The sequence below is a fragment of the Vibrio sp. vnigr-6D03 genome, assembly GCF_002835515.1.
Classification (GTDB): domain Bacteria; phylum Pseudomonadota; class Gammaproteobacteria; order Enterobacterales; family Vibrionaceae; genus Vibrio; species Vibrio penaeicida.
In genome coordinates this window covers 218076-239880 of the sequence record NZ_PIZL01000002.1, presented here as the reverse complement: position 1 = coordinate 239880, position 21805 = coordinate 218076, and the positions used below count along the sequence as shown (strand labels likewise).

The 21805-nt window shown below is 43.2% G+C and carries 16 protein-coding genes; 10 read left to right on the top strand and 6 right to left on the bottom strand.

Annotated features, from left to right (window positions below):
* Positions 1-132: 132 nt before the first annotated feature.
* Complete coding sequence (gene der, locus CW749_RS04385; RefSeq protein ID WP_101110816.1) at positions 133-1617, top strand: ribosome biogenesis GTPase Der; 1485 nt, start codon at positions 133-135, stop codon at positions 1615-1617.
* A gap of 574 nt (positions 1618-2191) precedes the next feature.
* On the top strand, positions 2192-2428 hold the full coding sequence (locus CW749_RS04380; RefSeq protein WP_101110815.1) for a zinc ribbon domain-containing protein: 237 nt from the start codon (positions 2192-2194) through the stop codon (positions 2426-2428).
* Positions 2429-2552: 124 nt separating this feature from the next.
* On the opposite strand, the gene xseA is transcribed toward CW749_RS04380, so the two are convergent.
* Positions 2553-3887, bottom strand: a complete 1335-nt coding sequence (xseA, locus tag CW749_RS04375) for an exodeoxyribonuclease VII large subunit (RefSeq protein WP_101110814.1) — start codon at positions 3885-3887, stop codon at positions 2553-2555.
* Positions 3888-4096: 209 nt separating this feature from the next.
* Between xseA and guaB the strand changes: the two genes are divergently transcribed.
* The 3 genes from guaB (at position 4097) to CW749_RS04360 (ending at position 8039) form a co-directional block, all read left to right on the top strand.
* Entirely contained in the window at positions 4097-5563 is a 1467-nt protein-coding gene (guaB, locus tag CW749_RS04370) for an IMP dehydrogenase (protein ID WP_101110813.1), read from the top strand.
* Positions 5564-5644: 81 nt separating this feature from the next.
* Entirely contained in the window at positions 5645-7198 is a 1554-nt protein-coding gene (gene guaA, locus CW749_RS04365; RefSeq protein WP_101110812.1) for a glutamine-hydrolyzing GMP synthase, read from the top strand.
* A 244-nt stretch (positions 7199-7442) separates the two neighbouring features.
* On the top strand, positions 7443-8039 hold the full coding sequence (locus CW749_RS04360) for a GPR1/FUN34/YaaH family transporter (RefSeq protein WP_101110811.1): 597 nt from the start codon (positions 7443-7445) through the stop codon (positions 8037-8039).
* Between the two features lie 106 nt (positions 8040-8145).
* On the opposite strand, the gene CW749_RS04355 is transcribed toward CW749_RS04360, so the two are convergent.
* Both CW749_RS04355 and CW749_RS04350 read right to left on the bottom strand, forming a co-directional pair.
* Positions 8146-9690: an alanine/glycine:cation symporter family protein gene (locus CW749_RS04355; RefSeq protein ID WP_101110810.1), complete on the bottom strand. Its 1545-nt coding sequence runs from the start codon at positions 9688-9690 to the stop codon at positions 8146-8148.
* 374 nt (positions 9691-10064) lie between these two features.
* Positions 10065-11324: a D-amino acid dehydrogenase gene (locus tag CW749_RS04350; protein WP_101110809.1), complete on the bottom strand. Its 1260-nt coding sequence runs from the start codon at positions 11322-11324 to the stop codon at positions 10065-10067.
* A gap of 138 nt (positions 11325-11462) precedes the next feature.
* Here CW749_RS04350 and CW749_RS04345 point away from each other — a divergent pair, with 138 nt between their 5' ends.
* From CW749_RS04345 to CW749_RS04330, 3 genes are all read left to right on the top strand, one after another.
* Positions 11463-12362 (top strand): LysR family transcriptional regulator, encoded by a 900-nt coding sequence (locus tag CW749_RS04345; RefSeq protein WP_101110808.1) that lies wholly within the window; start codon positions 11463-11465, stop codon positions 12360-12362.
* Positions 12363-12474: 112 nt separating this feature from the next.
* On the top strand, positions 12475-13449 hold the full coding sequence (locus CW749_RS04340) for an ion channel (protein WP_101110807.1): 975 nt from the start codon (positions 12475-12477) through the stop codon (positions 13447-13449).
* 374 nt (positions 13450-13823) lie between these two features.
* Positions 13824-14321 (top strand): GNAT family N-acetyltransferase, encoded by a 498-nt coding sequence (locus CW749_RS04330; RefSeq protein WP_101110806.1) that lies wholly within the window; start codon positions 13824-13826, stop codon positions 14319-14321.
* 19 nt (positions 14322-14340) lie between these two features.
* Here the strand turns inward: CW749_RS04330 and CW749_RS04325 are convergent, their stop codons facing one another.
* On the bottom strand, positions 14341-15534 hold the full coding sequence (locus CW749_RS04325; RefSeq protein ID WP_101110805.1) for an EAL domain-containing response regulator: 1194 nt from the start codon (positions 15532-15534) through the stop codon (positions 14341-14343).
* A gap of 549 nt (positions 15535-16083) precedes the next feature.
* Here CW749_RS04325 and CW749_RS04320 point away from each other — a divergent pair.
* On the top strand, positions 16084-17013 hold the full coding sequence (locus CW749_RS04320; RefSeq protein ID WP_101110880.1) for an SRPBCC family protein: 930 nt from the start codon (positions 16084-16086) through the stop codon (positions 17011-17013).
* 11 nt (positions 17014-17024) lie between these two features.
* On the opposite strand, the gene CW749_RS04315 is transcribed toward CW749_RS04320, so the two are convergent.
* Positions 17025-17735, bottom strand: coding sequence for a response regulator transcription factor (locus CW749_RS04315; RefSeq protein ID WP_101110804.1), 711 nt, complete (start codon positions 17733-17735; stop codon positions 17025-17027).
* A 179-nt stretch (positions 17736-17914) separates the two neighbouring features.
* Between CW749_RS04315 and CW749_RS04310 the strand changes: the two genes are divergently transcribed.
* Positions 17915-20974, top strand: coding sequence for a 7TM diverse intracellular signaling domain-containing protein (locus CW749_RS04310; protein ID WP_180958319.1), 3060 nt, complete (start codon positions 17915-17917; stop codon positions 20972-20974).
* On the opposite strand, the gene CW749_RS04305 is transcribed toward CW749_RS04310, so the two are convergent.
* On the bottom strand, positions 20941-21669 hold the full coding sequence (locus CW749_RS04305; RefSeq protein ID WP_101110802.1) for a FadR/GntR family transcriptional regulator: 729 nt from the start codon (positions 21667-21669) through the stop codon (positions 20941-20943). The genes CW749_RS04310 and CW749_RS04305 overlap by 34 nt on opposite strands.
* Positions 21670-21805: the final 136 nt, after the last annotated feature.

Here is a 21805-nt window from a genome sequence, read left to right as displayed (position 1 = left end):
TCGGCTCTTGGCTGTTCTCAGTCAAGAGCCGTTTTATTGATAATTAAACAAGTGTGGTTATAGGTAAGTCTAAGCTTTAGTAATAATGATTTACCTATAGCTACATTAAGAAATGAGATTGTAGAGGTACATATGATTCCTGTAGTTGCTCTTGTAGGGCGTCCTAATGTTGGTAAGTCGACGCTTTTTAACCGTCTGACTAGAACGCGTGATGCGTTAGTGGCCGACTTCCCTGGATTAACTCGGGATCGTAAATACGGTCAGGCAAAACTGGGTGAACATGATTTCATCGTCATCGATACTGGTGGTATTGATGGAACGGAAGAGGGCGTAGAAACAAAGATGGCACAGCAGTCGCTGGCAGCGATTGATGAAGCTGATGTCGTTCTCTTTATGGTTGATGGTCGTGCTGGTTTAACACCAGCGGATGAAGCCATTGCGATGCACCTTAGGAAAATAGAGAAGCCAGCTATGCTGGTGGTGAACAAAGTAGACGGTATTGATGCCGATGCAGCGAGCGCCGATTTCTGGAAGCTTGGTGTCGAAAACATGTATCAAATTGCGGCATCTCATGGTCGCGGTGTAGCAGCGTTGATTGACCGCGCACTTAATCCATTTGCAGAAGAACTCATTGCAAATGCTGAAGGTGAGTTAGAAGACCTCACGGACTTTGAAGACCCAGAAGAAAAACTGGATTACACCGAAGAAGAAGCGGAAGCTGAATTCAAACGCTTACAAGATCAACCAATCAAGCTGGCTATTATTGGTCGTCCTAATGTAGGGAAATCGACGCTTACAAACCGTATTCTTGGTGAAGAGCGAGTCGTAGTATTTGATGCCCCAGGCACTACTCGCGACTCTATTTATATTCCAATGCAGCGTGATGAACGTGAATATGTCCTGATTGATACAGCAGGTGTACGTCGCCGTACACGTATCAATGAGACGGTAGAAAAGTTTTCAGTTGTTAAGACTTTGAAAGCTGTCGAAGACGCTAACGTAGTGTTGCTAGTTATTGATGCTCGAGAAAACATATCTGATCAAGATTTAAGTCTATTAGGTTTTGCGCTGAATTCTGGTCGCTCCATTGTGATTGCGGTGAATAAGTGGGATGGTCTAGATACTGATGTAAAAGAGCATGTGAAGAAAGAGCTTGATCGCCGCCTAGGTTTTGTCGATTTTGCACGAATTCACTTTATCTCAGCGTTGCACGGTACTGGTGTAGGGCACTTGTTTGAATCGGTTCAAGAAGCGTATAAATCTGCAACGACTCGTGTTGGTACATCTGTTCTAACTCGAATCATGAAAATGGCGCAAGATGATCACCAACCACCAATGGTGCGTGGTCGCCGAGTGAAATTGAAATACGCGCACGCTGGTGGATACAACCCTCCAATCATTGTTGTTCACGGCAACCAAGTACATGAATTGCCAGACTCCTATAAGCGTTACTTAATGAACTACTACCGTCGTTCTTTGGAAATTATGGGTACACCTATCCGAATTCAATTCCAGAGCAGTGACAACCCATTTGAAGGTAAGTCCAATAAACTTACGTTGTCGCAAGAGCGAAAACGCAAACGACTTATGTCGATGATGAAAAATCGAAACAAATAACTAAAAAGCGCCGAAAGGCGCTTTTTTGTATTCGAAGGCAATTACAGTATTTTTATCTGATGGATCTGCCAATAAATAGATACCCAGTAAGATATATTCATTTAAAAACAATGTGTTATCTGTAATTTCAAACGTTGTAATGTTCACTTACATTCGAATGACAATTGAATTTTGATCGAATATTAAATTCTGAAAAGTGTTGTTTTTGGTTTTCTTTTTAGTTTTTAAATCTATTTAAAATTCAAATACAGCATATGTAACTTATGCTTTCGGGGTGTGGTTATATAAATGTTCTTTTTGATGCTGATCGCTGATCAGATGTCCTAGTGCGGAAGATCGGAAAAGATCTGCATTCGTAACTTGACGCCACCTTATCGCGGTTTGATGATTGAAAAATAACATGAATACGTACCTTACAATGTGATTAGAACGTATATATCTCAAATAAAATTTAATCGTGAAAGATCAAATGTTCCCAAAGCCCTGTTCGGATTAACATCTGATACAGATCAAAGCACTCATTAAGTTATGACTTCATTATCAGGATGTACTTCGTGGTAAAGAGGGTAAAGATATGAATGATAATGTATGCAAACACTGTGACAGCGAGTTGAGATGGAATGGTGGGTTATATCACTGCGATTTCTGCTCCGAAGATTATCAGAAGCTTGCGTTCTGCCCAGACTGCGAACAATCTCTAGAAAAGCTTCAAGCATGCGGATCCGCGAGTTATTTTTGCCCAAGCTGCAATGAACTGAAATCCAAGTCTCGAGCTACTTTTATCTATAAAAAACAATCGAATGTGGCTTAAAAGCTTCTTTGTTTAAGAAAACTAAGCTGTATGTAAACGAAAACCTAAGTCGTAAGTAAACGAAAACTGAAGGTCTAACCTTGTTAGTGTTCAGAAATTACGAGTAGTTAGAAGTGCACTCGCACTAGTCAGAAACGGTTGAGCGAATATTCCCATCAGCAAGGCGGGTGATAAGTACGTCACCCGTTTTAATTTTGTTAGCATCAGTGACTACATCGCCATTCTCTAGCTGTGTAATACTATAACCACGTTTTAATGTGGCTAGTGGGCTTACGGTGTCCAGTTTCTCGGCGGCTAGAGCCAATTGATGTCGAGACAGTAACAACTGCCTATCCATGGCATCGAAGAGTTTTGCTTTACTGCTAGAAAGCTGGCTCTGAAGCTGATTGAGTTTTCGCTGAGGATTGTGCAATGCGAGACGGTGATCCAAATTCACCATTGTTCGGCTATTACCCGATAACCTTTGGTTCATTGCAACGCGCAACCGCTGTTCTAATTCATCCAGTCTCTGGCTTTGCTGTTGAAGTTGGTAGCTTGGGTGCTTTCTTTCCAACTTTCTTTCCAGCATATTGAGCGAAGATTTGTGGTCGGTAAGATACTGCAACATTGCCTGACGTAAGTGTTGTCGCTTTTGTTTCAGTGACAATACTTTGTGATTATTGTCTCGACTGACTAACTCTGCTGCTGCTGAAGGTGTTGGTGCTCTCATGTCTGCCACAAAATCAGCAATGGTGATATCTACCTCATGCCCTACAGCAGAAACAATAGGGATCTGGCTTGCGGCAATTGTACGTGCCAAGATTTCATTGTTAAAACACCATAAATCTTCTAACGAACCTCCGCCCCGTCCAACAATAAGAACGTCACACTCTTTGCGTTCGTTCGCTCTACCAATCGCTTGAGCAATTGAGATAGCAGCAGTATCTCCTTGAACGATAGAAGGGTAGATAACGATAGGCAGTGTAGGATCTCGGCGTTTTAATACATCTAGAATATCGTGCAGAGCTGCACCCGTCTTGGATGTGATAACACCAACACGAGTTGGGTTTTCAGGTAAAGGTTGCTTTGAACTTTGAGCAAACAGACCTTCAGCGGCAAGTTTCATTTTCAGCTCATCAAACTCTTGCTGAAGTCGTCCGTCGCCTTCGGGCTGCATATTTTCAATGATAAGTTGGTAGTCACCCCTTGGTTCATAGATAGACAAGCGGGCTTTAACTAAAACTTGATTTCCATTTTGTGGTTTGAATGTTACTCGGCGGTTGTTGCCTCGAAACATCGCACATTTCACTTGGGCACGGGAGTCTTTTAATGTGAAGTACCAGTGACCAGAAACGGGGGCAGAGAAATTAGAAATTTCACCCACGAGCCATACAATGCCCATTTCATTTTCGAGCAGAAGACGGACTTCAGAGTTTAAGCGAGATACAGTGAAAATATTATTATTGGTCAGAGAAGACACAACTAATCTCTAAGGCGTGAATATGGAAATTAGCGGCAATATAATACATATCAAGGGGGTGATTGCAAATAAAAAATAAAAAAATGTGTGGTCAAGCGATTGCCCTGTGCGTATAATCCGTCTGCAATATCAAATCCAAATCACTTTATTATGCGAAACGATAAAGCTTGGGTTTATTCCTATTAACACCTTGTTGTGAGATATTGCAAATGCTACGAATCGCAAAAGAAGCTTTAACTTTTGACGACGTTTTACTCGTCCCGGCACACTCCACTGTTCTTCCGAACACTGCTGATCTTCGCACTCAGCTGACTAAAAACATCACTTTGAATATTCCAATGATCTCTGCATCTATGGATACCGTAACGGAAGCTCGCCTAGCCATTGCGCTGGCGCAAGAAGGTGGTATTGGCTTTATCCACAAAAACATGTCGATTGAGCAACAAGCTCATCAAGTGCATCTTGTTAAGATCTTCGAAGCAGGTGTGGTTACTGCTCCTGTGACTGTTGAGCCAACAGCAACGATTGAAGATGTAAAAGCGTTAACTGAAGAAAACGGTTTTGCTGGTTACCCTGTTGTTGCAGATAACAATGAATTAGTGGGCATCATCACTGGTCGCGATGTACGTTTTGTTACTGACCTGACCAAGAAAGTTGAAGATGTCATGACACCAAAAGCACGTCTAGCAACAGTAAAAGAAGGTGCTTCTCGTGAAGAAGTACAAAAGCTGATGCAAGAGCACCGTGTAGAGAAAGTCTTGGTAGTGAACGAAGAGTTCCAGCTAAAAGGCATGATCACCGCAAAAGATTTCCACAAAGCAGAACGTAAGCCTAACGCATGTAAAGATGCACAAGGTCGTTTACGTGTTGGTGCCGCAGTAGGCGCTGGTGCAGGTAATGAAGAGCGCGTGAAAGCACTTGTTGATGCAGGTGTAGACATTTTACTTATCGATTCGTCTCACGGTCACTCTGAAGGGGTATTGAACCGTATCCGCGAAACTCGCGCTGCGTTCCCTGACCTCGATATCATTGGCGGTAACGTTGCAACGGCAACGGGTGCGAAAGCCTTAATCGAAGCAGGCGTTAGTGCAGTTAAAGTGGGTATCGGTCCTGGTTCAATCTGTACAACTCGTATTGTTACAGGTGTTGGTGTACCACAGATCACTGCTATTTCGGACGCAGCAGACGCAGCGGCAGAGTACGGCATTCCTGTTATTGCTGATGGCGGTATTCGTTACTCTGGCGATATCTGTAAAGCCATTGCAGCGGGTGCTTCGTGTGTCATGGTTGGTTCTATGTTCGCAGGCACTGAAGAGGCACCTGGCGAAGTCGAGCTTTACCAAGGTCGTGCATACAAGTCATACCGTGGTATGGGTTCTCTTGGCGCGATGTCTAAAGGTTCTTCTGACCGCTATTTCCAATCTGATAACGCTGCCGACAAGCTTGTTCCTGAAGGCATCGAAGGTCGCATCGCTTATAAAGGTCGCTTGAAAGAAATTGTTCATCAGCAAATGGGCGGTTTGCGTTCAAGCATGGGCCTAACTGGCAGCGCAACAATCAACGATATGCGCACTAAAGCTGAATTCGTACGTATTTCTGGTGCTGGTATGAAAGAATCTCACGTCCACGATGTGCAGATGACGAAAGAAGCGCCTAACTACCGTACTGGCCAGTAATTACCCCTAAAGAATTAACCTTGAAGATGCGTTCTAATGCGCATCTTCATCGCTTAACCTATTTGATCTTAAGAGACGAAAATGACTAAGAACATTCATGACCAACGTATTTTGATCCTCGATTTTGGTTCTCAATACACTCAGCTTGTTGCTCGACGCATCCGTGAAATTGGTGTTTATTGTGAGCTATGGAGCTGGGATGTTGAAGAAGCGGATATTCGCGATTTCAACCCAGATGGCATTATTCTTTCTGGTGGCCCTGAAAGCGTAACGGAAAACAACTCTCCGCGTGCTCCGCAATACGTATTCGACTCTGGCGTACCAGTTTTTGGTATTTGCTACGGCATGCAAACCATGGCAGAGCAGTTAGGCGGTAAAGTTGCAGGTTCCGATGAGCGTGAATTTGGCTATGCAGCCGTTCAAGTAACAGGCGATTCTGCTTTATTTGCCTCTCTTGAAGAAACTCAAGATGTATGGATGAGCCACGGTGACAAGGTTGTAGAAATCCCAGCAGATTTCACTAAGATCGCTCAAACTGACACTTGCCCATACGCGGCAATGGCAAACGAAGAGAAGAAGTATTACGGTGTTCAGTTCCACCCAGAAGTAACGCACACGAAAAACGGCATGGCAATGCTTGAAAATTTCGTGTTGAACGTATGTGGCTGTGAGCGTTTATGGACGTCTGAATCCATTATTGAAGATGCCGTTGCTCGAATTAAAGAGCAAGTAGGTGACGATGAAGTTATCCTAGGTCTGTCGGGTGGTGTTGACTCTTCGGTTGTGGCAATGCTTGCTCACCGCGCAATTGGCGACAAGTTGACTTGTGTATTCGTTGATAACGGTTTATTGCGTTTGAACGAAGCTGAGCAAGTTATGGATATGTTCGGCAACAAGTTTGGTCTTAACATCATCCATGTGAATGCTGAAGACCGTTTCTTAAATGCGCTGGAAGGCGAAGCTGATCCAGAAGCGAAGCGTAAGATCATCGGTCACGTGTTTGTAGATATTTTCGATGAAGAATCTAAGAAACTGAAAAATGCGAAGTGGCTTGCTCAGGGGACTATCTACCCAGATGTTATCGAGTCTGCTGCATCTAAAACGGGTAAAGCACACGTTATCAAATCTCACCACAATGTTGGCGGATTACCGGATGATATGGAGATGGGCTTAGTTGAGCCATTGCGTGAACTATTCAAAGATGAAGTTCGCAAGATTGGTCTTGAACTGGGTCTTCCATACAACATGCTTTACCGCCACCCATTCCCAGGTCCGGGTTTAGGTGTTCGCGTTCTTGGTGAAATCAAGAAAGAATATTGTGACTTGCTACGCCGCGCTGACGCTATCTTTATTGAAGAACTGCATGCTGCCGATTTGTACCATAAAGTTTCTCAGGCGTTTACGGTATTCTTACCAGTACGTTCTGTTGGTGTAATGGGCGATGGTCGTAAGTACGATTGGGTTGTTTCACTGCGTGCAGTAGAAACCATCGACTTCATGACCGCTCACTGGGCGCATCTACCATACGATTTCCTTGGTAAGGTTTCTAACCGTATCATCAACGAAGTCGATGGCATCTCCCGTGTGGTTTACGATATTTCTGGTAAGCCACCAGCGACAATTGAGTGGGAATAATTTCCTCTCACTAGATATCAATGCCAGCCTTTGCGCTGGCATTTTTTTTAGCTTTTATTCATTCAAATCTCTGCTCACGCAAACCTTTATTCACCCATACCTCTGCTCACCAAGCTTCTAACTCTCCAAGTTTTATCTGATCATTGGCACAAACTTAGTTTGCACAAGCTATTGTCACAATAAGCTTCAAAACCTTATAAAATTTTCCTGTATTTTTTATTAATAAATTTGAAGGTTATGAGATATGTCGACTAAGCTAGCCAACCCTGCCCCCTTGGGATTAATGGGATTTGGAATGACCACTATTTTGCTGAATATCCACAATGCAGGTTTTTTCCCAATTGATTCTATGATTCTAGCTATGGGGATTTTCTATGGTGGGTTAAGCCAGGTGATTGTCGGCATGATGTGCTTTAAGCGCGGGGATACGTTTGGTACTACTGCGTTTACATCCTATGGCTTGTTTTGGTTAACGTTAGTCGGTTGTATCGTTCTACCTTATCTTGGGCTACCAAAAAGTCCTGATCACTTTATGGGTTGGTATCTCACGTTATGGGGAACCTTTACGGCGTTTATGTTTATCGGTTCACTGTGTTACCCAATCGCAAAGCAAGTAGTGTTTGGTTCGCTAACCATTCTTTTTGCGTTACTGGCAATTCGAGATTTCACTGGAAGTGAGTTTATCGGCACGATTGCTGGTTTTGAGGGGATATTCTGCGGAGCGAGTGCCATCTATTTTGCGATGGCTCAGGTACTCAACAACGAATATGGCAGAACCATTTTGCCAATTGGTGAGAAAAAGCCTTCACCAAAAATCAATACCGAACAAATTGCTGCTTAAAAATGGTCGCAAAGTTACGAAAGTCGGATTGGTAATAAAAAAGGGATAGCAAGCGCTATCCCTTATGTTGTTTACCTATTGGGTATTGTCAGAATAAAACGAACGCTTACACCGAAGGTTGTTCTACGCCATCTGCCGACTCTTCGGCTGACGGTGATTTACCGGTTTTACGTTTGTATTTTTCTTCCCAGTAAGTTGCTCCTTTAATACCAAGCTTTATTGGGTTAAACGTATATTCGGTTACGCCTTCTTTCTGCTGTTGTTCATAATCTTTTAAGGCTTTAAGTGCAGGCTTTGCCATAAAGAAGATGATCAGAATACCCACAATATTGAGCCAAGCCATTAAGCCTACGCCCACGTCACCCATTGCCCAAGCCAGATTTGCTGTTTTTACTGTTCCGTAGAATACCGCAGACAGAATGACCAGTTTTAGCGCAAACATCATTCCACTCAATTTGAACGTACGTCGAATGTAAGCGATGTTGGTTTCAGCAATGTAGTAGTAAGCCAAAATAGTGGTGAATGAGAAGAAGAACAAAGCAAATGCAATGAACAGTTTCCCAACCCCCGGCAACGTACTTTCTATCGCCATTTGGGTGAAGACTGGGCCATTAGCACCGATTGTTGCAGGTAGATTTTGAATTAGGAATTGTCCTTCAGCACCACCATGTACGTTATAAGCGCCAGTGATAAGAATCATAAATGCTGTAGCGGAACAAACGAGTAGCGTATCAATGTAGATTGAGAAAGACTGAACTAACCCTTGTTGCGCAGGGTGGTCGACGCTTGCAGCAGCAGCAGCGTGAGGACCAGTACCTTGACCTGCTTCGTTGGAGTAAACACCACGTTTAACGCCCCAACCGATGGCTGCACCAAAGCCTGCCATTGGAGTGAAGGCATCACCAACAATCATTGAGAAGATACGTGGAACTTCACCAATATTAAGAAGGATAATGACAAACGCAATGACGATGTAGGCTAAAGCCATGAAAGGCACAACGAATTGCGTGAAGTTAGCAATACGCTTAACACCACCAAAAATGATGAAAGCCAAAATGATGGAAATAAAGGTGCCAGTAAAGATTTTAGCAAAACTGTAAGTACCTAGACCTGTATCTATCATCATGCCCGTGCCAAATGCGGCTTCAACGGCATTACCGATACTGTTTGATTGAACGCCCGGAAGAAGAACACCACACGCGAAGATAGTGGCTATAGCAAAAATCCATGCATACCATTTTTGACCCATCGCTTTTTCAATGTAATAAGCAGGACCACCACGGAACTGACCTTCATCTTCTTCTTTGTAAATTTGCGCTAATGTGGATTCAGCGTAGGCTGTTGCAGCGCCTAAGAAAGCCACTACCCACATCCAGAATACCGCACCAGGACCACCGAATCCGATTGCCGCAGCGACACCAGCAATGTTACCCGTACCTACGCGTCCTGAAAGCGAAACCGCGAGAGCCTGAAATGAAGATATGCCTTTAGAGGAGCTTTTGCCTGATAAAAGCAAACGCCACATTTCTGAAAAATGACGAACCTGAACAAAGCGAGTAGTAATGGAATAGAACAAGCCAGCGCCCAGACATAAGTAAATAAGTACTGGGCTCCATATTATTCCATTAAGAAAGTCGACGAGTGACTGCATGACTCTTTCCCTATATTGATGTTGTGTTTGTGTGAAAATCGAACGATATATTAATCTTGAATGTGACTGAGTTGTTAATATTTTTATCTAACTGTTGCTGCTATCGTGAGTTAGAGCACGTATCGCTAATATTTTGCAATATAGTGGCTATAAATTGTGCGAAATGATGGTTTGTATAATTATTATTTTTCAAAAAGAATAAAGATATCGACTATGATTCTGTATATCTTTTCATTTGGTTGTACTTTTCATTCTGTAAAAAATCACTTATTTGGAATTAAATTTCATTACCCCTGTTGATGAGGTCGTCTGATGCCTTGAATAGCGAAATCAGCTAAGCGCTACATTTTGGGATGTCGTTACGTATTTTTTAGCTATTTACGTGTATAGCGAGAGTAGGATAAGTCCTCGTGCTCAATATCCGGTGTTTGATTGGCAACAATATCGGCCAATAATCGCCCGGATCCGCAAGCGAGTGTCCACCCCAGTGTGCCGTGACCAGTATTGGTGTACATATTCGATAATGGTGTTTGCCCGATGATCGGTGTTCCGTCTGGAGTCATAGGGCGTAGCCCAGTCCAGTATTCGGCATCCGACAATCTGCTTGCCTTGGGGAAAAGGTCTGTGAGCACCTTATTGATTGTTTGAGTGCGCTTGCCCGGAAGGGTTTGGTTGAATCCAGCCAGTTCCGCGGTGCCTGCCACTCGAATCCGGTTCTTAAATCGAGTAATGGCAACTTTATAGGTTTCATCCATGATGGTTGAGTTTGGTGCGCACTCTATGTTTTCTACTGGAACCGTTAAGGAATACCCCTTAACAGGGTAAACCGGTAAATTTACCCCTAAAGGTTTGAGCCATTGCGCAGAGTGACTGCCCATGGCTACGATATATTTATCGGCTTGAAATTCTTGTTGAGTGGTTGTGATTCCGGTGATCACTTTTTGGTTATGCTGAATCGCTTTCACTTCTTGATTGTAGTGAAATTGAACGCCAGCATTCTTACAGTGCTGTTCCAACTGCTGGCAAAATAAAAAGCAGTCGCCAGTTTCATCATTGGGCAGATACAGCCCCCCTGTGAGTTTATGCTTTACTGCTGCTAACCCTGGTTCTTTTTCAATACATTGTTCGACATTAAGTAGATGATGTTGAATACCACTTTTTTCTAATAGATACATGTCTTTTCCGACAGCGTCTATTTGTGCTGCACTGCGAAATATCTGCAATGTACCGAGCTCTTTTCCTTCAAATTCTAGTTTGAGAGATCGCCGTAATTCAGCCATGCTCAATTTGCTGTAATTCGCCAATCGAAGCATTCTCGATTTGTTTTGTTGGTATTTTTCCTCAGTGCAATTTGCCAGCATTTTTAGGCTCCACCCCATCATGTTTGAATCTAACGGTGGAGATATTTTAAGTGGCGCATGTGTTTGAGATAGCCATTTCATGGCTTTTAATGGAACTCCAGGCGCGGCCCATGGAGCAGAGTAGCCATAAGAAAGTTGCCCGGCATTGGCAAAGCTGGTCTCCAATGCACTGCATTCTTGCCTATCGATAACATCGACATCAAATCCTGCTTGTCTTAAATACCACGCGCTGGTTAAACCAATAACACCACTTCCAATCACTAAGGCTTTCATTTTTTACTTGTCCGTTTTAATTCGTCTATTTCGATAGCGCTAATCTGTTTGTAGTGTCTGGTGTTTACAAATGTTTAACAATCGATAAAAATTGCATCTAGCCTTTAGAAAAATTAAACACAAAGATTGAGTGAGAGAATGGAAATTGTGAAAAGCAGCATTGTTAGCCACCTATCGACATTCGAAGTCGCTGCGCGGGTAGGCAGTTTTACAGGCGCCTCTCGTATTCTTCACAAAACAACGGGGGCAATCAGTCAGCAAATATCACTGCTTGAGAAACAACTTGGCTTCCCTTTATTTGAAAGACATTCTCGTGGTGTTCAGCTTAATGAAAACGGTAGGATTCTGTTTGAGTCGACCCAGCAAGGGCTAACGGTTATACATAATGCCATCGAAGGTATACGTAGTGCTGCGAACACTGAACAAGAAATTCGCCTTAAGCTCACCCCATCGTTTGCCTATAAGTGGTTGATACCTAGGTTGCAGAATTTCTATAGCCTTTATCCTGATATCCAAATCCAGAGCTACGCCGAAGCTGCAATAGTAGATGCGTACAGTGGTGATTTTGATTTGGTGATTGATTACGGTGTGGTTCCATACCGGGATTCTCGCGCCAGTTTGCTTTTTAAAGAATCTCTTCTTCCTGTCATGTCGCCTTCCGTGATGGCGCAGCACGATTGGAAAAACGATCCCAGCGTATGGGAGAAAGTCCTTTTGCTGCACGATGGAATGCCTTGGCGACACGCTTCAAAGGATGTGGAATGGCAGATGTGGATGAAGCTCAATAATATTTTTCCCAGTGAGTTAAAAGGGCATTTCTTTAACCGAGCGGATATGGCCATGGCGGCGGCAGAGGCGGGGGTTGGTGTTGCGATGGGAAGGTTATCTTTGCTGGAAGAAGACATAAAAACACAAAGGCTATGTAGCCCATTTTTGGCAACACCTGTTGAAGCCGGGTATTTTTTTATTCAGCATCAAAAGAGTGAGAATATCGATAAATTTGTTCACTGGTTAAGACAAGAAGTAGGAAACGAATAAATATCAACGTCTCGTTTTGTGACTGCTTTAATCCCAACCTACACTTAAAAAGTATTTTGCATCTGGCGCCATTGGCTTGATGCCTTTTTTGAGCTTTTTAGGGCGAGTGTTTATGACAGCAAACAAAACATGTAAATATTGCAATCCCGATGGTTGGCAGTGCAATGAATCAGCTGGTGAATCGGGATTGTGCTATTGGCATGATCCTAAAGTGGATAAGAGTAACGATGATGTAAAAGCCAAAGTAGAACAATGGGCAAAAGATGGAAAGCCACTGGACGGGTTCCAGCTTTCTCGAGCCAAACTTGAAGACATTAACCTCGTGAATAGAGGAAGCAGAGAAGGGTACAAGTGCCGTGATGCGGATTTCTATCGAGCCGATTTGCGTAACGCGCATTTCTTTGGTCTCGATCTAAGAGGTTCGTCTTTAATGAAAAGCACGTTGGCTGGGTCAAACCTGCATTGTGCCCATCTTGAAAATTGCAATCTGCTTGGTGCGGACTTGAGTAGAGCTCGTCTGGAGAACGTTGAATGGGGGGAAGAGCTCCAACAAGAAAGAAAAGCAATGGACGCCATTCGACAAGGAGAAACAAAAAAATCCGTTGAACTATGCCAAGAGGCTGAAGAAGTCGCCCGTTGCATTCGAAAGCAGTGTGAGAAAGAAGGGCTTTTTGAAATTGCCGGTCATTTTTTTAAAAAGGAGATGGTTTTTAGGCGTTATCAAATGCCTCGCTTTAGTTCCAAACGCATCATCTCAAAAGGTGTTGATTTGTTCTGTGGATACGGAGAATCGCCAATCCGAGTGGTGATGTTCTCAGTGTGTTTGATCATGATGTGTGCACTTGCCTACTTTTTTCTTGGAACAACGGCATCCAATCCTATTTACCCCGATATGCATGGTTCTATGGCGGTCTTTTTAGAGTTCCTGAATGCACTTTATTTTAGCGTTGTTACCTTCACTACACTCGGGTATGGAGATATATCGCCTATTGGGTTGGCGCGGTTTATTGCTGCTTTTGAAGCCTTCTTGGGGAGTTTTACTATGGCTTTGTTTGTTGTTGTTTTCGTTAAGAAAATGACTCGTTAGCAATGCCAACATGTGTTTGTTATCTCTAGGGTCTGTTGATCTTTCGTGGTTAAATTTTGTTCGAATTCTATGCCTTTTAATCGCGGCGCAAGGTATGTAGCCTAGGCATTCTAAGCAAATACCTTGCAACAATGAGTAAAAGGCATAGAACGGGGACGCCTAGTCGAACCCTTTGGGCAGCATTTGTGGCTTATTTCTACTGCGTTATCGCTCATTGATGTAGAGCGACTACACCGAATAAGCTCTGCCTTGTATAAATCACCCACAAATTGCTGCAAAAATCATCTCGAAAGATCAACAGACCCTAATTAACCTTTGTTAATGCTCCAAAGCGTAGTAGGGCTTATATTTCCTCTGTTTTTAAAGGAGGAGCTATGCGCTGGAAAATTTGTACATTCGAACAATTGACACAAATTGAACTTTATCAATTGCTTAAGCTTAGAGTGGACATTTTTGTTGTTGAACAAAATGCGCCCTATTCCGACTTGGATGGGAAAGATTGTGCAGAAGGTGTTATGCATGTTCTTGGGTTCGATGGTGATGAGGTTGTGGCATATTCACGATTGTTACCACAAGGTATGGGGTACCCTGAAGAAGTTAAGCCTTACTTAGGTGAGAATAAAAGCGATACCGCGATAGGGCGAGTTGTTGTGCATTCAGCATATCGTGGGAGAGGTCTTGGTGACGAATTGCTTAGAGTTTCCATAGCGGCGATGCAGCGTCATGAATTTTCGGCACCAGTATTTATCTCAGCTCAGTCGTATCTTGTTCCCTATTATCAAAAGCAAGGTTTTGAAGTATTTACGCCTGCTTATATGGAAGATGGATGCGATATGAGAGGAATGCGATCTAACGTATTTCACACTCCCTAGGTATTGTTTTTGTAACCCATTAATTTGGGGCTTTTATCCAGCTATGGTACCAGCGAAATAAATTATCGATGGGTCTTGGAGTACAAATTAAAAAGCCTTGAATGTGCATTCTTTTGTAATTACTTTCGAGGTAGCTTAAGTCTTCAATTGTCTCCATGCCTTCAGCAATCAGCGTGACATTCAACCTTGAAGATATGTCGGCGAGAGAATTCACGACAACTTGGTTAAATTGATCGCAGTGAATGTCTGTGATTAAGCTACGGTCAATTTTTACCTCGGTAAACGGCAGGCTACGAAGCTGCTGTAGGTTGGTAAACCCAGTCCCAAAGTCATCCAGTGACAACCCAAAGCCACGGATACGAAATCGATTTAAGGACTCCAATTGTTCAGTACTTTTTAAGGCAAATTCTTCGGTGATTTCTAAGATAACTTGTGATTTATTGACTCCCTTAGATGTGACAATTTCATTCAAGACATCAGGATATGTCGGGTCAACCAATTGGCTGGGTGAAAGGTTGACGCTAACTTTTAATTCTTGACCAAACTCTTTGCAAAGCGTCGGTAGATCATCGAGAGATTTTTCTAATATCTGCTGAGTAATGTCATTAAGCAATTCGTAACGCATTGCGGTAGGAATAAACTGACCAGGAAGAATCGCTTCAGGTATACCAGGCTTACAAATCCTAGCAAGTACCTCTACACCGTTAACCTTATGAGATTGCACACCGACTTTGGGTTGGTAATAGGGGGTAATGTAGCGTTTTTTGATGCACTCAATGAGCTCTTCTTTTGACATTTTCTCGTAATGTACAAAGTTACGCTCTTCCATCTGCTTGAGTTTATCGAGTGCTCTTTTCAGGCTATTTAGATCGATGGGTTTGGAAATATTCCCAAGTAAGCAAACTTGATGTTGCCTAGCGATGTCTGCGGCTAGTTCTATGATTCGCCTTTCCATATCGGAGATAATACAGACCCCGCCTTCAAACTGCATTGCGCCTAACTGCTTAATGACCTCCATACCATCAATTTCAGGCATGTTGAGATCGGTAAAAACCGCACTGTATTTATGAGGTTGGTTACGAATGGATTCCAGAGCTTTTTTAGGGTTAGAAGAGGCTACCACGTTGGTATAGCCGAGCTCGAGCAACATGGTTTTCATGACCATTAGAATAGCTTGCGAGTCGTCAATGACGACGATTTGTTTATGTTTCATGCCTACCTATACCTATAACCAACGTACCTTTTTCATCACCGGCTTATCTGTATTTTTGTGTGCGCCAATGAATAATTGGAAACTTTTTTGACCCATATATTAAAAAACTAGTAGAAGGAGCGGAGATATCAAGCTAATTGATTATTCTCTTAAGCTTGTGATTTATGCTCAAGCTACTTCAAAGTGCTAGGCTCAGCGAGAGTTGCTTGGATTTCAGGCAAGGCATCGATTTGAAGATCTAGTTATTCTAAATCAAGAATCGGTAACGCAGCATGGAAGTCAAGCAAACTCGCCCTTGGGAGCTTATCTTCTGTCCCACTTCATAGTCAAAGAACTTGGAAAGGGCTCATCATTCGACTGCGTTAGTTCTTTATGAATTGAGAGAATTGAACCGAAACAGAAGATAGAGCTCTGAGCCCTGCACCTTGAGGTAGCTTGAGTATAGGGGTATTAGGTTTAACACAAACCTGTAGATGGTAAGAAATGGCGTTGAAGTGCGACTGTGAATTGTCCAATATAAATAAAGGCTAGAAAGGACGCGAGGTGAACATGCTGAGTTATCAAGTATGCCGAGACATTGAAATTGAAAAGACACCAGAATTTATAACTGAATTTATTAGCAATTTTAAAAATTGGCCAGATTGGTCTCCGTGGTTAATTATGGAAAGAAATTGCACTTTGACCTACAACGGTGATCTAGGAAATATTCAGTCAGGATATGAGTGGAGCGGAAATTTGGTCGGAGCGGGAAGTATGGTGCTAACGAGCAAATCGGATACTCAGTTGGACATGTCGCTAACATTTTTACGCCCGTTTAAGTCCACTGCTATCGTTAAATTCAAGGCGGAGCCTACCGCTTCGGGAACTCGGTTGAGCTGGGTAATGGAAAGCCGCGTCCCGTGGTTTTTGTTTTTTCTTAAAGGCATGTTCAAGTCGATGATCGGGATGGATTATGACCGTGGTTTGCTCATGCTCAAAAGCTTGGTTGAAACGGGAGAAGTGCATTCGGAGTTAACATTGGTTGGAAATAGCATGTTGCCAGCAACCCATTATATTGCACTAGAGAATGGTGCAGGCATTCAAGACATGGGACCGACCATGCAAGGGGATATTGTTAAACTGGATGAATTTTTAGCGGAACAAAATATTGAGTCATCAGGGGAAATGTTTGCCTTGTATGACAGGATGGATATGGCAACCATGCACTTTGATTTTCGCACATGTTATCCGATATCCGAGCCTGTGAATGTCCCTGAACCGTTTATTTGTGGTTACCTAAAAGCAAGTGAAACGTATGTAGTTGAACACACTGGTGCATACCAATTTCTTGGCAACGCATGGTCTATGGCCATGATGGCAGCCAGACACAACAAAGTAAAAGTAACTCGAAAGCCAATGGGAATCGAACGCTATGTCGATAACCCCAATAATGTGGAAATAACCAAGCTCAGAACCGAAATTGTATTGTTCAAAAAGTGACAGTATTACTATTACTGAGTAGCAAGCATGTAACCTTTGCCACGAATCGTCACCAGCAACTCGGCATGTGAGCTATTCGCTTCGAGCTTCTTTCGTAAGCGGCTGATTAGCATGTCAATAGATCGGTCGGTAGGCGACCAATTCTGGCTTTTTGTTATCTTCACTAATTGAGGGCGGGTGCATACCTTTCCGGCGTTACCAATAAGGAAGAGCAGCGCTTCATTTTCCGCATCGGTTAAGCGAAACTCGGTCCCGTCTTTATGAAGGAGTAACTTATTTTCTTTATGCAGGCGAATACCAGGGTAGACATGAATGTAGATAGATTCTTGATCGTGTTCATGCGAGGGTACGTCATTGCGGCGTAACACGGCTTGAATTCTAAGTAACACTTCTACCATATTCAGTGGCTTCACAACATAATCATCAGCACCACGAGCCAGCCCCTTGATACGATCTTCATCGGATTTTCGGCTGGATACCAATATGACTTTACATAATTTTTCTTTAGAAAGGCAATGTGCAATCTCGGTGCCATCAGCATGAGGCAGCACGACATCACAAAGCACTAGGTCTATCGGGGGGTGGCTGTTAGCAACCTGCTGAAAGACGCCTTCACCAGTAATGTTGATGAGGACATCATAACCTTGAGACTGTAATGCTTTTACGAGTGATTCACGTGTAGGAGCGTGATCTTCAACTACTAAAATACGACGATGAGGCATGAGAGCTAATCTGACCCTAGATTGGTATGCAGTTTTGGAAATTGTTTGTTAATTATTTACAACGAGTATCAGCTAAAAAAATGAAACAACCCATCAAATATTGAAATAGTTTATAATATTTCGCTCAATTTAAAAACTATCAATTGTAATGTTCCATGTCGCACTTTAATGTCTCATTTATGAAATATAGCTTTGTAGCCATTCTATTCATTCTCAGCTCAATGTTGAGTTTTGAAAGCTCAGCTCATGTAAAGAAAACGTCTATCCCGATTGCCAGTATGAGCAAATTTGAAGATGTAAGTGCGAACATGAGAATTAATGATGTATTGGCTTTGGATCAATCGGATTGGGAAGCTATCTCTACAAATGAAGTGAATAACTTTGGCTACAGCAAATCGGCTTTTTGGTTAAAAGTGATCTTCATGAAACCGCAAGAAGATTGTTGTATCTTGACGGTTTCTTACACGCCGTTGGACTACCTAGATTTTTACCAAGTGATAGACGGTACGCGCCTTGTGCACCAGCAGTCTGGGGATCGTTATGCGTTTGATGTTCGCCCCTTCCACGACAGGCATAATACGTTTCGCGTTGACTTTTCCTCCAATGAACCTACGGTTTTTTATCTAAGAATACAGAGCGAAAGTATTCTTCAGATTCCACTGGAGTACCACACTGACATCGAATTTGCTCAGACTTTGGGGCAGGAAAACTTCTTCCTGGGGCTCTTTTATGGTGGGTTGCTTTTAATCGCTGTATACAACGCTTTTGTATTTTTTCGTCTGCGAGACAAGGTATACGCCTACTACTTATTCTTTGTTATGAGTGCCGCATTAAGTGCGGCATGTTGGGATGGTTTGGCTTTTCACTATTTGTGGCCAAACGCACCAGATTGGGCAAGCCGTTCGATACCTATAACAACAGGACTACTCACGTTTTGTACGTTGCTGTTCAGCCAAGAATTACTGCAAATTCGCAAGAATATGCCGTGGGTGAACATCATTGTAGAGCTCACTAAGGCGGTTTCTGTCTTGCTGATAGTGATGACCTATATCGTGTCTTACTCTACCGTGGGGCAATTAAGCTTTGCTGTTGCCATTGGTTCTGGTGTTATCGGCATGCTGGTAGGGGTTGCAGCGCTCTACAAAAGAATTGAAGGTTCTGGGCTATATTTGGTGGCGTGGTCACTCCTGTTTGTCGGAGTCAGCATGAATTCTATGGCGAATATTGGGCTAATACACGACAGTGTTCTCACCAATTATCTGATGCATTTAGGGGGCGTCGTTGAGGTTTGCTTATTCTCGGTAGCGTTGGCAAACCGCATTAAATTGCTGAAGCAAGATAAGCAGGATGCGGAAACCCGAATGTCCATTGAAAGACAAATTGCTCAAGATAAAGCCAATACGTTAGCGATCATTAGTCATGAACTCCGGACGCCGATGAATGCGGTTCTGGGGTTTGTGTATTTGGCCAAGCAGGGAAAAGGGCAGCTGAGTACGCAAGACTATTTAGAGAAAATTGAGCAGGCGTCATCAAATTTGGTGAAAATCATAAACGATAGCCTCGATTTTTCTAAGCTTGAACAGAAAAAACTGAGCTTGAAATGTGAGCCTTTCAGTTTGGTCGACGTGGTTGATCACGTCACTTCCGTATCCACTCCCGCTTTGGCAGGAAAGCAAGTACAAATGCACATTCAAGTCGCACCTGATGTTCCTGCTCATTTAATGGGTGACAGTGTTCGGTTAGAACAAGTCATTATCAACCTGACCAACAACGCGATTAAACACACGGACCACGGTTACGTTGGAGTGGGAATATCGGTTGTGCGGAAAGCCGGTCATGAAGTGGTACTAGCCTTTAATATCTCAGATTCTGGGCAAGGGATATCCCAGCAATCTCGCGAACGCCTTTTCAAACCATACTCACAGTTGGACGAACACCACAAAGGCACGGGGCTTGGCTTATCGATTAGCCAAAAAATCGTCCATCTGATGGGCGGGCAAATAGAATGCTTTAGTCAAGTGGGGCGAGGTTCTCTCTTTTCTTTTGAATTGTCTTTCCCATTAATTAACACACCCGAACGACCATCCGAATCTGCACATGTTTTGTTGGTCTGTGAAAATACCTTGTTCGGAGAAAACACTGAGCTTACGTTAAAGTGGTTAGGCATGGAGTGCGATCTGGTGTCGGCTTCACAAGCGTTAGAGATGACGTGTAATTACGACCTTATTCTTGTGGACCAAGCATTGGAAGGCATATCTGGAGAAACTTTCATCGATATTCTTCAAACCACCGACCTTTCTGAAATTCCAGTTGCGATGCTTTGTAACATCGACGAAGTGGATGAGGTAGAGGGCAATGTCTGCCGATTGAGCAAACCTATTCGCGTGTCGGATGTTCTTCAACTTGTGGGGAAAATGAATGGGAAAGAGGTGGATGAGCAAAGCATTCTCTCCGACACAGATTACGCACTCAGTGGGCTAAAGGTGCTGGTGGCTGACGACAACAAATTAAATCAGGAATTCATCAGCGACATGCTGGCCATGTTTGGCGCGGATGTTGATGTGGTTGAAAATGGCCAGCAAGCGCTGGATGCGTTGTCGAAATTTCATTATCACGTGTTGTTGCTAGACCTGCACATGCCAGAAGTAGACGGCATTGAATGCGCAATGGAAATTCGAAAGAACCCGAAGTTATCGGATTTAACCATCATTTGCACCAGTGCCAGCCCTGGAGCAGCGTCTTATCGTGTTGAGGTGTTCGATGATTGCATTGCAAAACCGATTCTGGCCGATCAGTTACTGGAGCTACTCTCTCCTTATTGCCTTGATATTTCTGGCGACAAAAAACGCAACACCAAGGGCGAGATACGTTGGCCATCTGAAGAACCGACACTGTTGATTGAAGGCATTGATATGTCATTTTTATTGAATCAATGCGCTCATTGCGATCTAAAAGTGAAAAATAGGCTGACGATTTTCTTCGATATGGCCACGTCATTTTTGCACGATGTATCAGAAGTTTCGCCTGACAACACACGCGACCTCCAACGTATTTATCATGATTTTGCGGGAACGGCAGGGGCGATAGGGGCGACAGAGTTACAGGATATGGCGTTATCGTTGGACTTGTCACTGCAAGAAGGAAAGTTTGATGAAGGCATATCCGAAAAGCTGTCTAAACAAACGACTGAAATGATTTCTCGAATTCAAGCGTCTTCCATTTCTTCAACGGTTGTTTGATGTACGCTGGTGAGGTGATTGAGCATGGCTTGTTCAGCGGCATCTGCGTCGTGTTGGCTCAACGCCTCGTAAATAGCCATGTGCTCTAAATAGCTTTGTTCTATGGAACCTTTTTTACTCATGACTTGGCGTCGAAATTTCAAACCAAAGGAATAGAGTTCGTCAGAATAATTGATGAAAATTGGGTTTGCTGCAATTTCAGCAATGCTCAAATGAAACTGGTGATCGGACAGTTGAAACCGGACAGGATCTGAGAACATTTTGGATTGCTGTTTCAGCAACGCTTTTAACTCGTTGAGTTGCGATTGAGTAATGTTTTTCGCAGCTTGACGAGCGATGGCTGCTTCGATCACTTTTCGGCTTTCAAAAACAGTATCTACAGAATGGTTGTTGATTTGTAAGCTGGAAGACTCCGGTAACCAGTCATTGCGTTTGAGCAATTGCTCATCTCGATTAACGCGTGTTTTGGAACCATGCGAAACATGGATCATGCCATACGCTTGAATAATGCCTAACGCGCCACGTACGGTTTCTCTGCTCACCCCAAACATACTGCTGAGTTCTCGCTCGCTAGGTAACTCATCCCCATCGCGTAATAAGCCCGTTACGATCATTTCCAGAATCTTTTCCGCCAGAATGTCTTTTTTGGTTTTGTTTTTCAGGGTTTGCTCGAAGGCAAAAGCTGAGCGAGTCATAAGGAAATACCATTGTGTACAATTCTTTCACAATTATGGGGATGGTACGGTTTAAGAGCAAGCGTAAGAAAAACGGGAAGCAGAAGGACGGATTCACATAAGCAACGTGCCGGCGTGGAACTTTACAGACACGTTA

Bases quoted from the DNA above. Each gene is read 5' to 3' on its own strand.
- CW749_RS04380 (WP_101110815.1), top strand. From the start codon at position 2,192: ATGAATGATAATGTATGCAAACACTGTGACAGCGAGTTGAGATGGAAT.
- CW749_RS04360 (WP_101110811.1), top strand. From the start codon at position 7,443: ATGTCGACTAAGCTAGCCAACCCTGCCCCCTTGGGATTAATGGGATTT.
- CW749_RS04305 (WP_101110802.1), bottom strand. From the start codon at position 21,669: ATGACTCGCTCAGCTTTTGCCTTCGAGCAAACCCTGAAAAACAAAACC.
- CW749_RS04340 (WP_101110807.1), top strand. From the start codon at position 12,475: ATGACAGCAAACAAAACATGTAAATATTGCAATCCCGATGGTTGGCAG.
- CW749_RS04330 (WP_101110806.1), top strand. From the start codon at position 13,824: ATGCGCTGGAAAATTTGTACATTCGAACAATTGACACAAATTGAACTT.
- CW749_RS04350 (WP_101110809.1), bottom strand. From the start codon at position 11,324: ATGAAAGCCTTAGTGATTGGAAGTGGTGTTATTGGTTTAACCAGCGCG.
- der (WP_101110816.1), top strand. From the start codon at position 133: ATGATTCCTGTAGTTGCTCTTGTAGGGCGTCCTAATGTTGGTAAGTCG.
- CW749_RS04345 (WP_101110808.1), top strand. From the start codon at position 11,463: ATGGAAATTGTGAAAAGCAGCATTGTTAGCCACCTATCGACATTCGAA.
- CW749_RS04320 (WP_101110880.1), top strand. From the start codon at position 16,084: ATGCTGAGTTATCAAGTATGCCGAGACATTGAAATTGAAAAGACACCA.
- guaB (WP_101110813.1), top strand. From the start codon at position 4,097: ATGCTACGAATCGCAAAAGAAGCTTTAACTTTTGACGACGTTTTACTC.
- guaA (WP_101110812.1), top strand. From the start codon at position 5,645: ATGACTAAGAACATTCATGACCAACGTATTTTGATCCTCGATTTTGGT.
- CW749_RS04325 (WP_101110805.1), bottom strand. From the start codon at position 15,534: ATGAAACATAAACAAATCGTCGTCATTGACGACTCGCAAGCTATTCTA.
- CW749_RS04315 (WP_101110804.1), bottom strand. From the start codon at position 17,735: ATGCCTCATCGTCGTATTTTAGTAGTTGAAGATCACGCTCCTACACGT.
- CW749_RS04310 (WP_180958319.1), top strand. From the start codon at position 17,915: ATGAAATATAGCTTTGTAGCCATTCTATTCATTCTCAGCTCAATGTTG.
- CW749_RS04355 (WP_101110810.1), bottom strand. From the start codon at position 9,690: ATGCAGTCACTCGTCGACTTTCTTAATGGAATAATATGGAGCCCAGTA.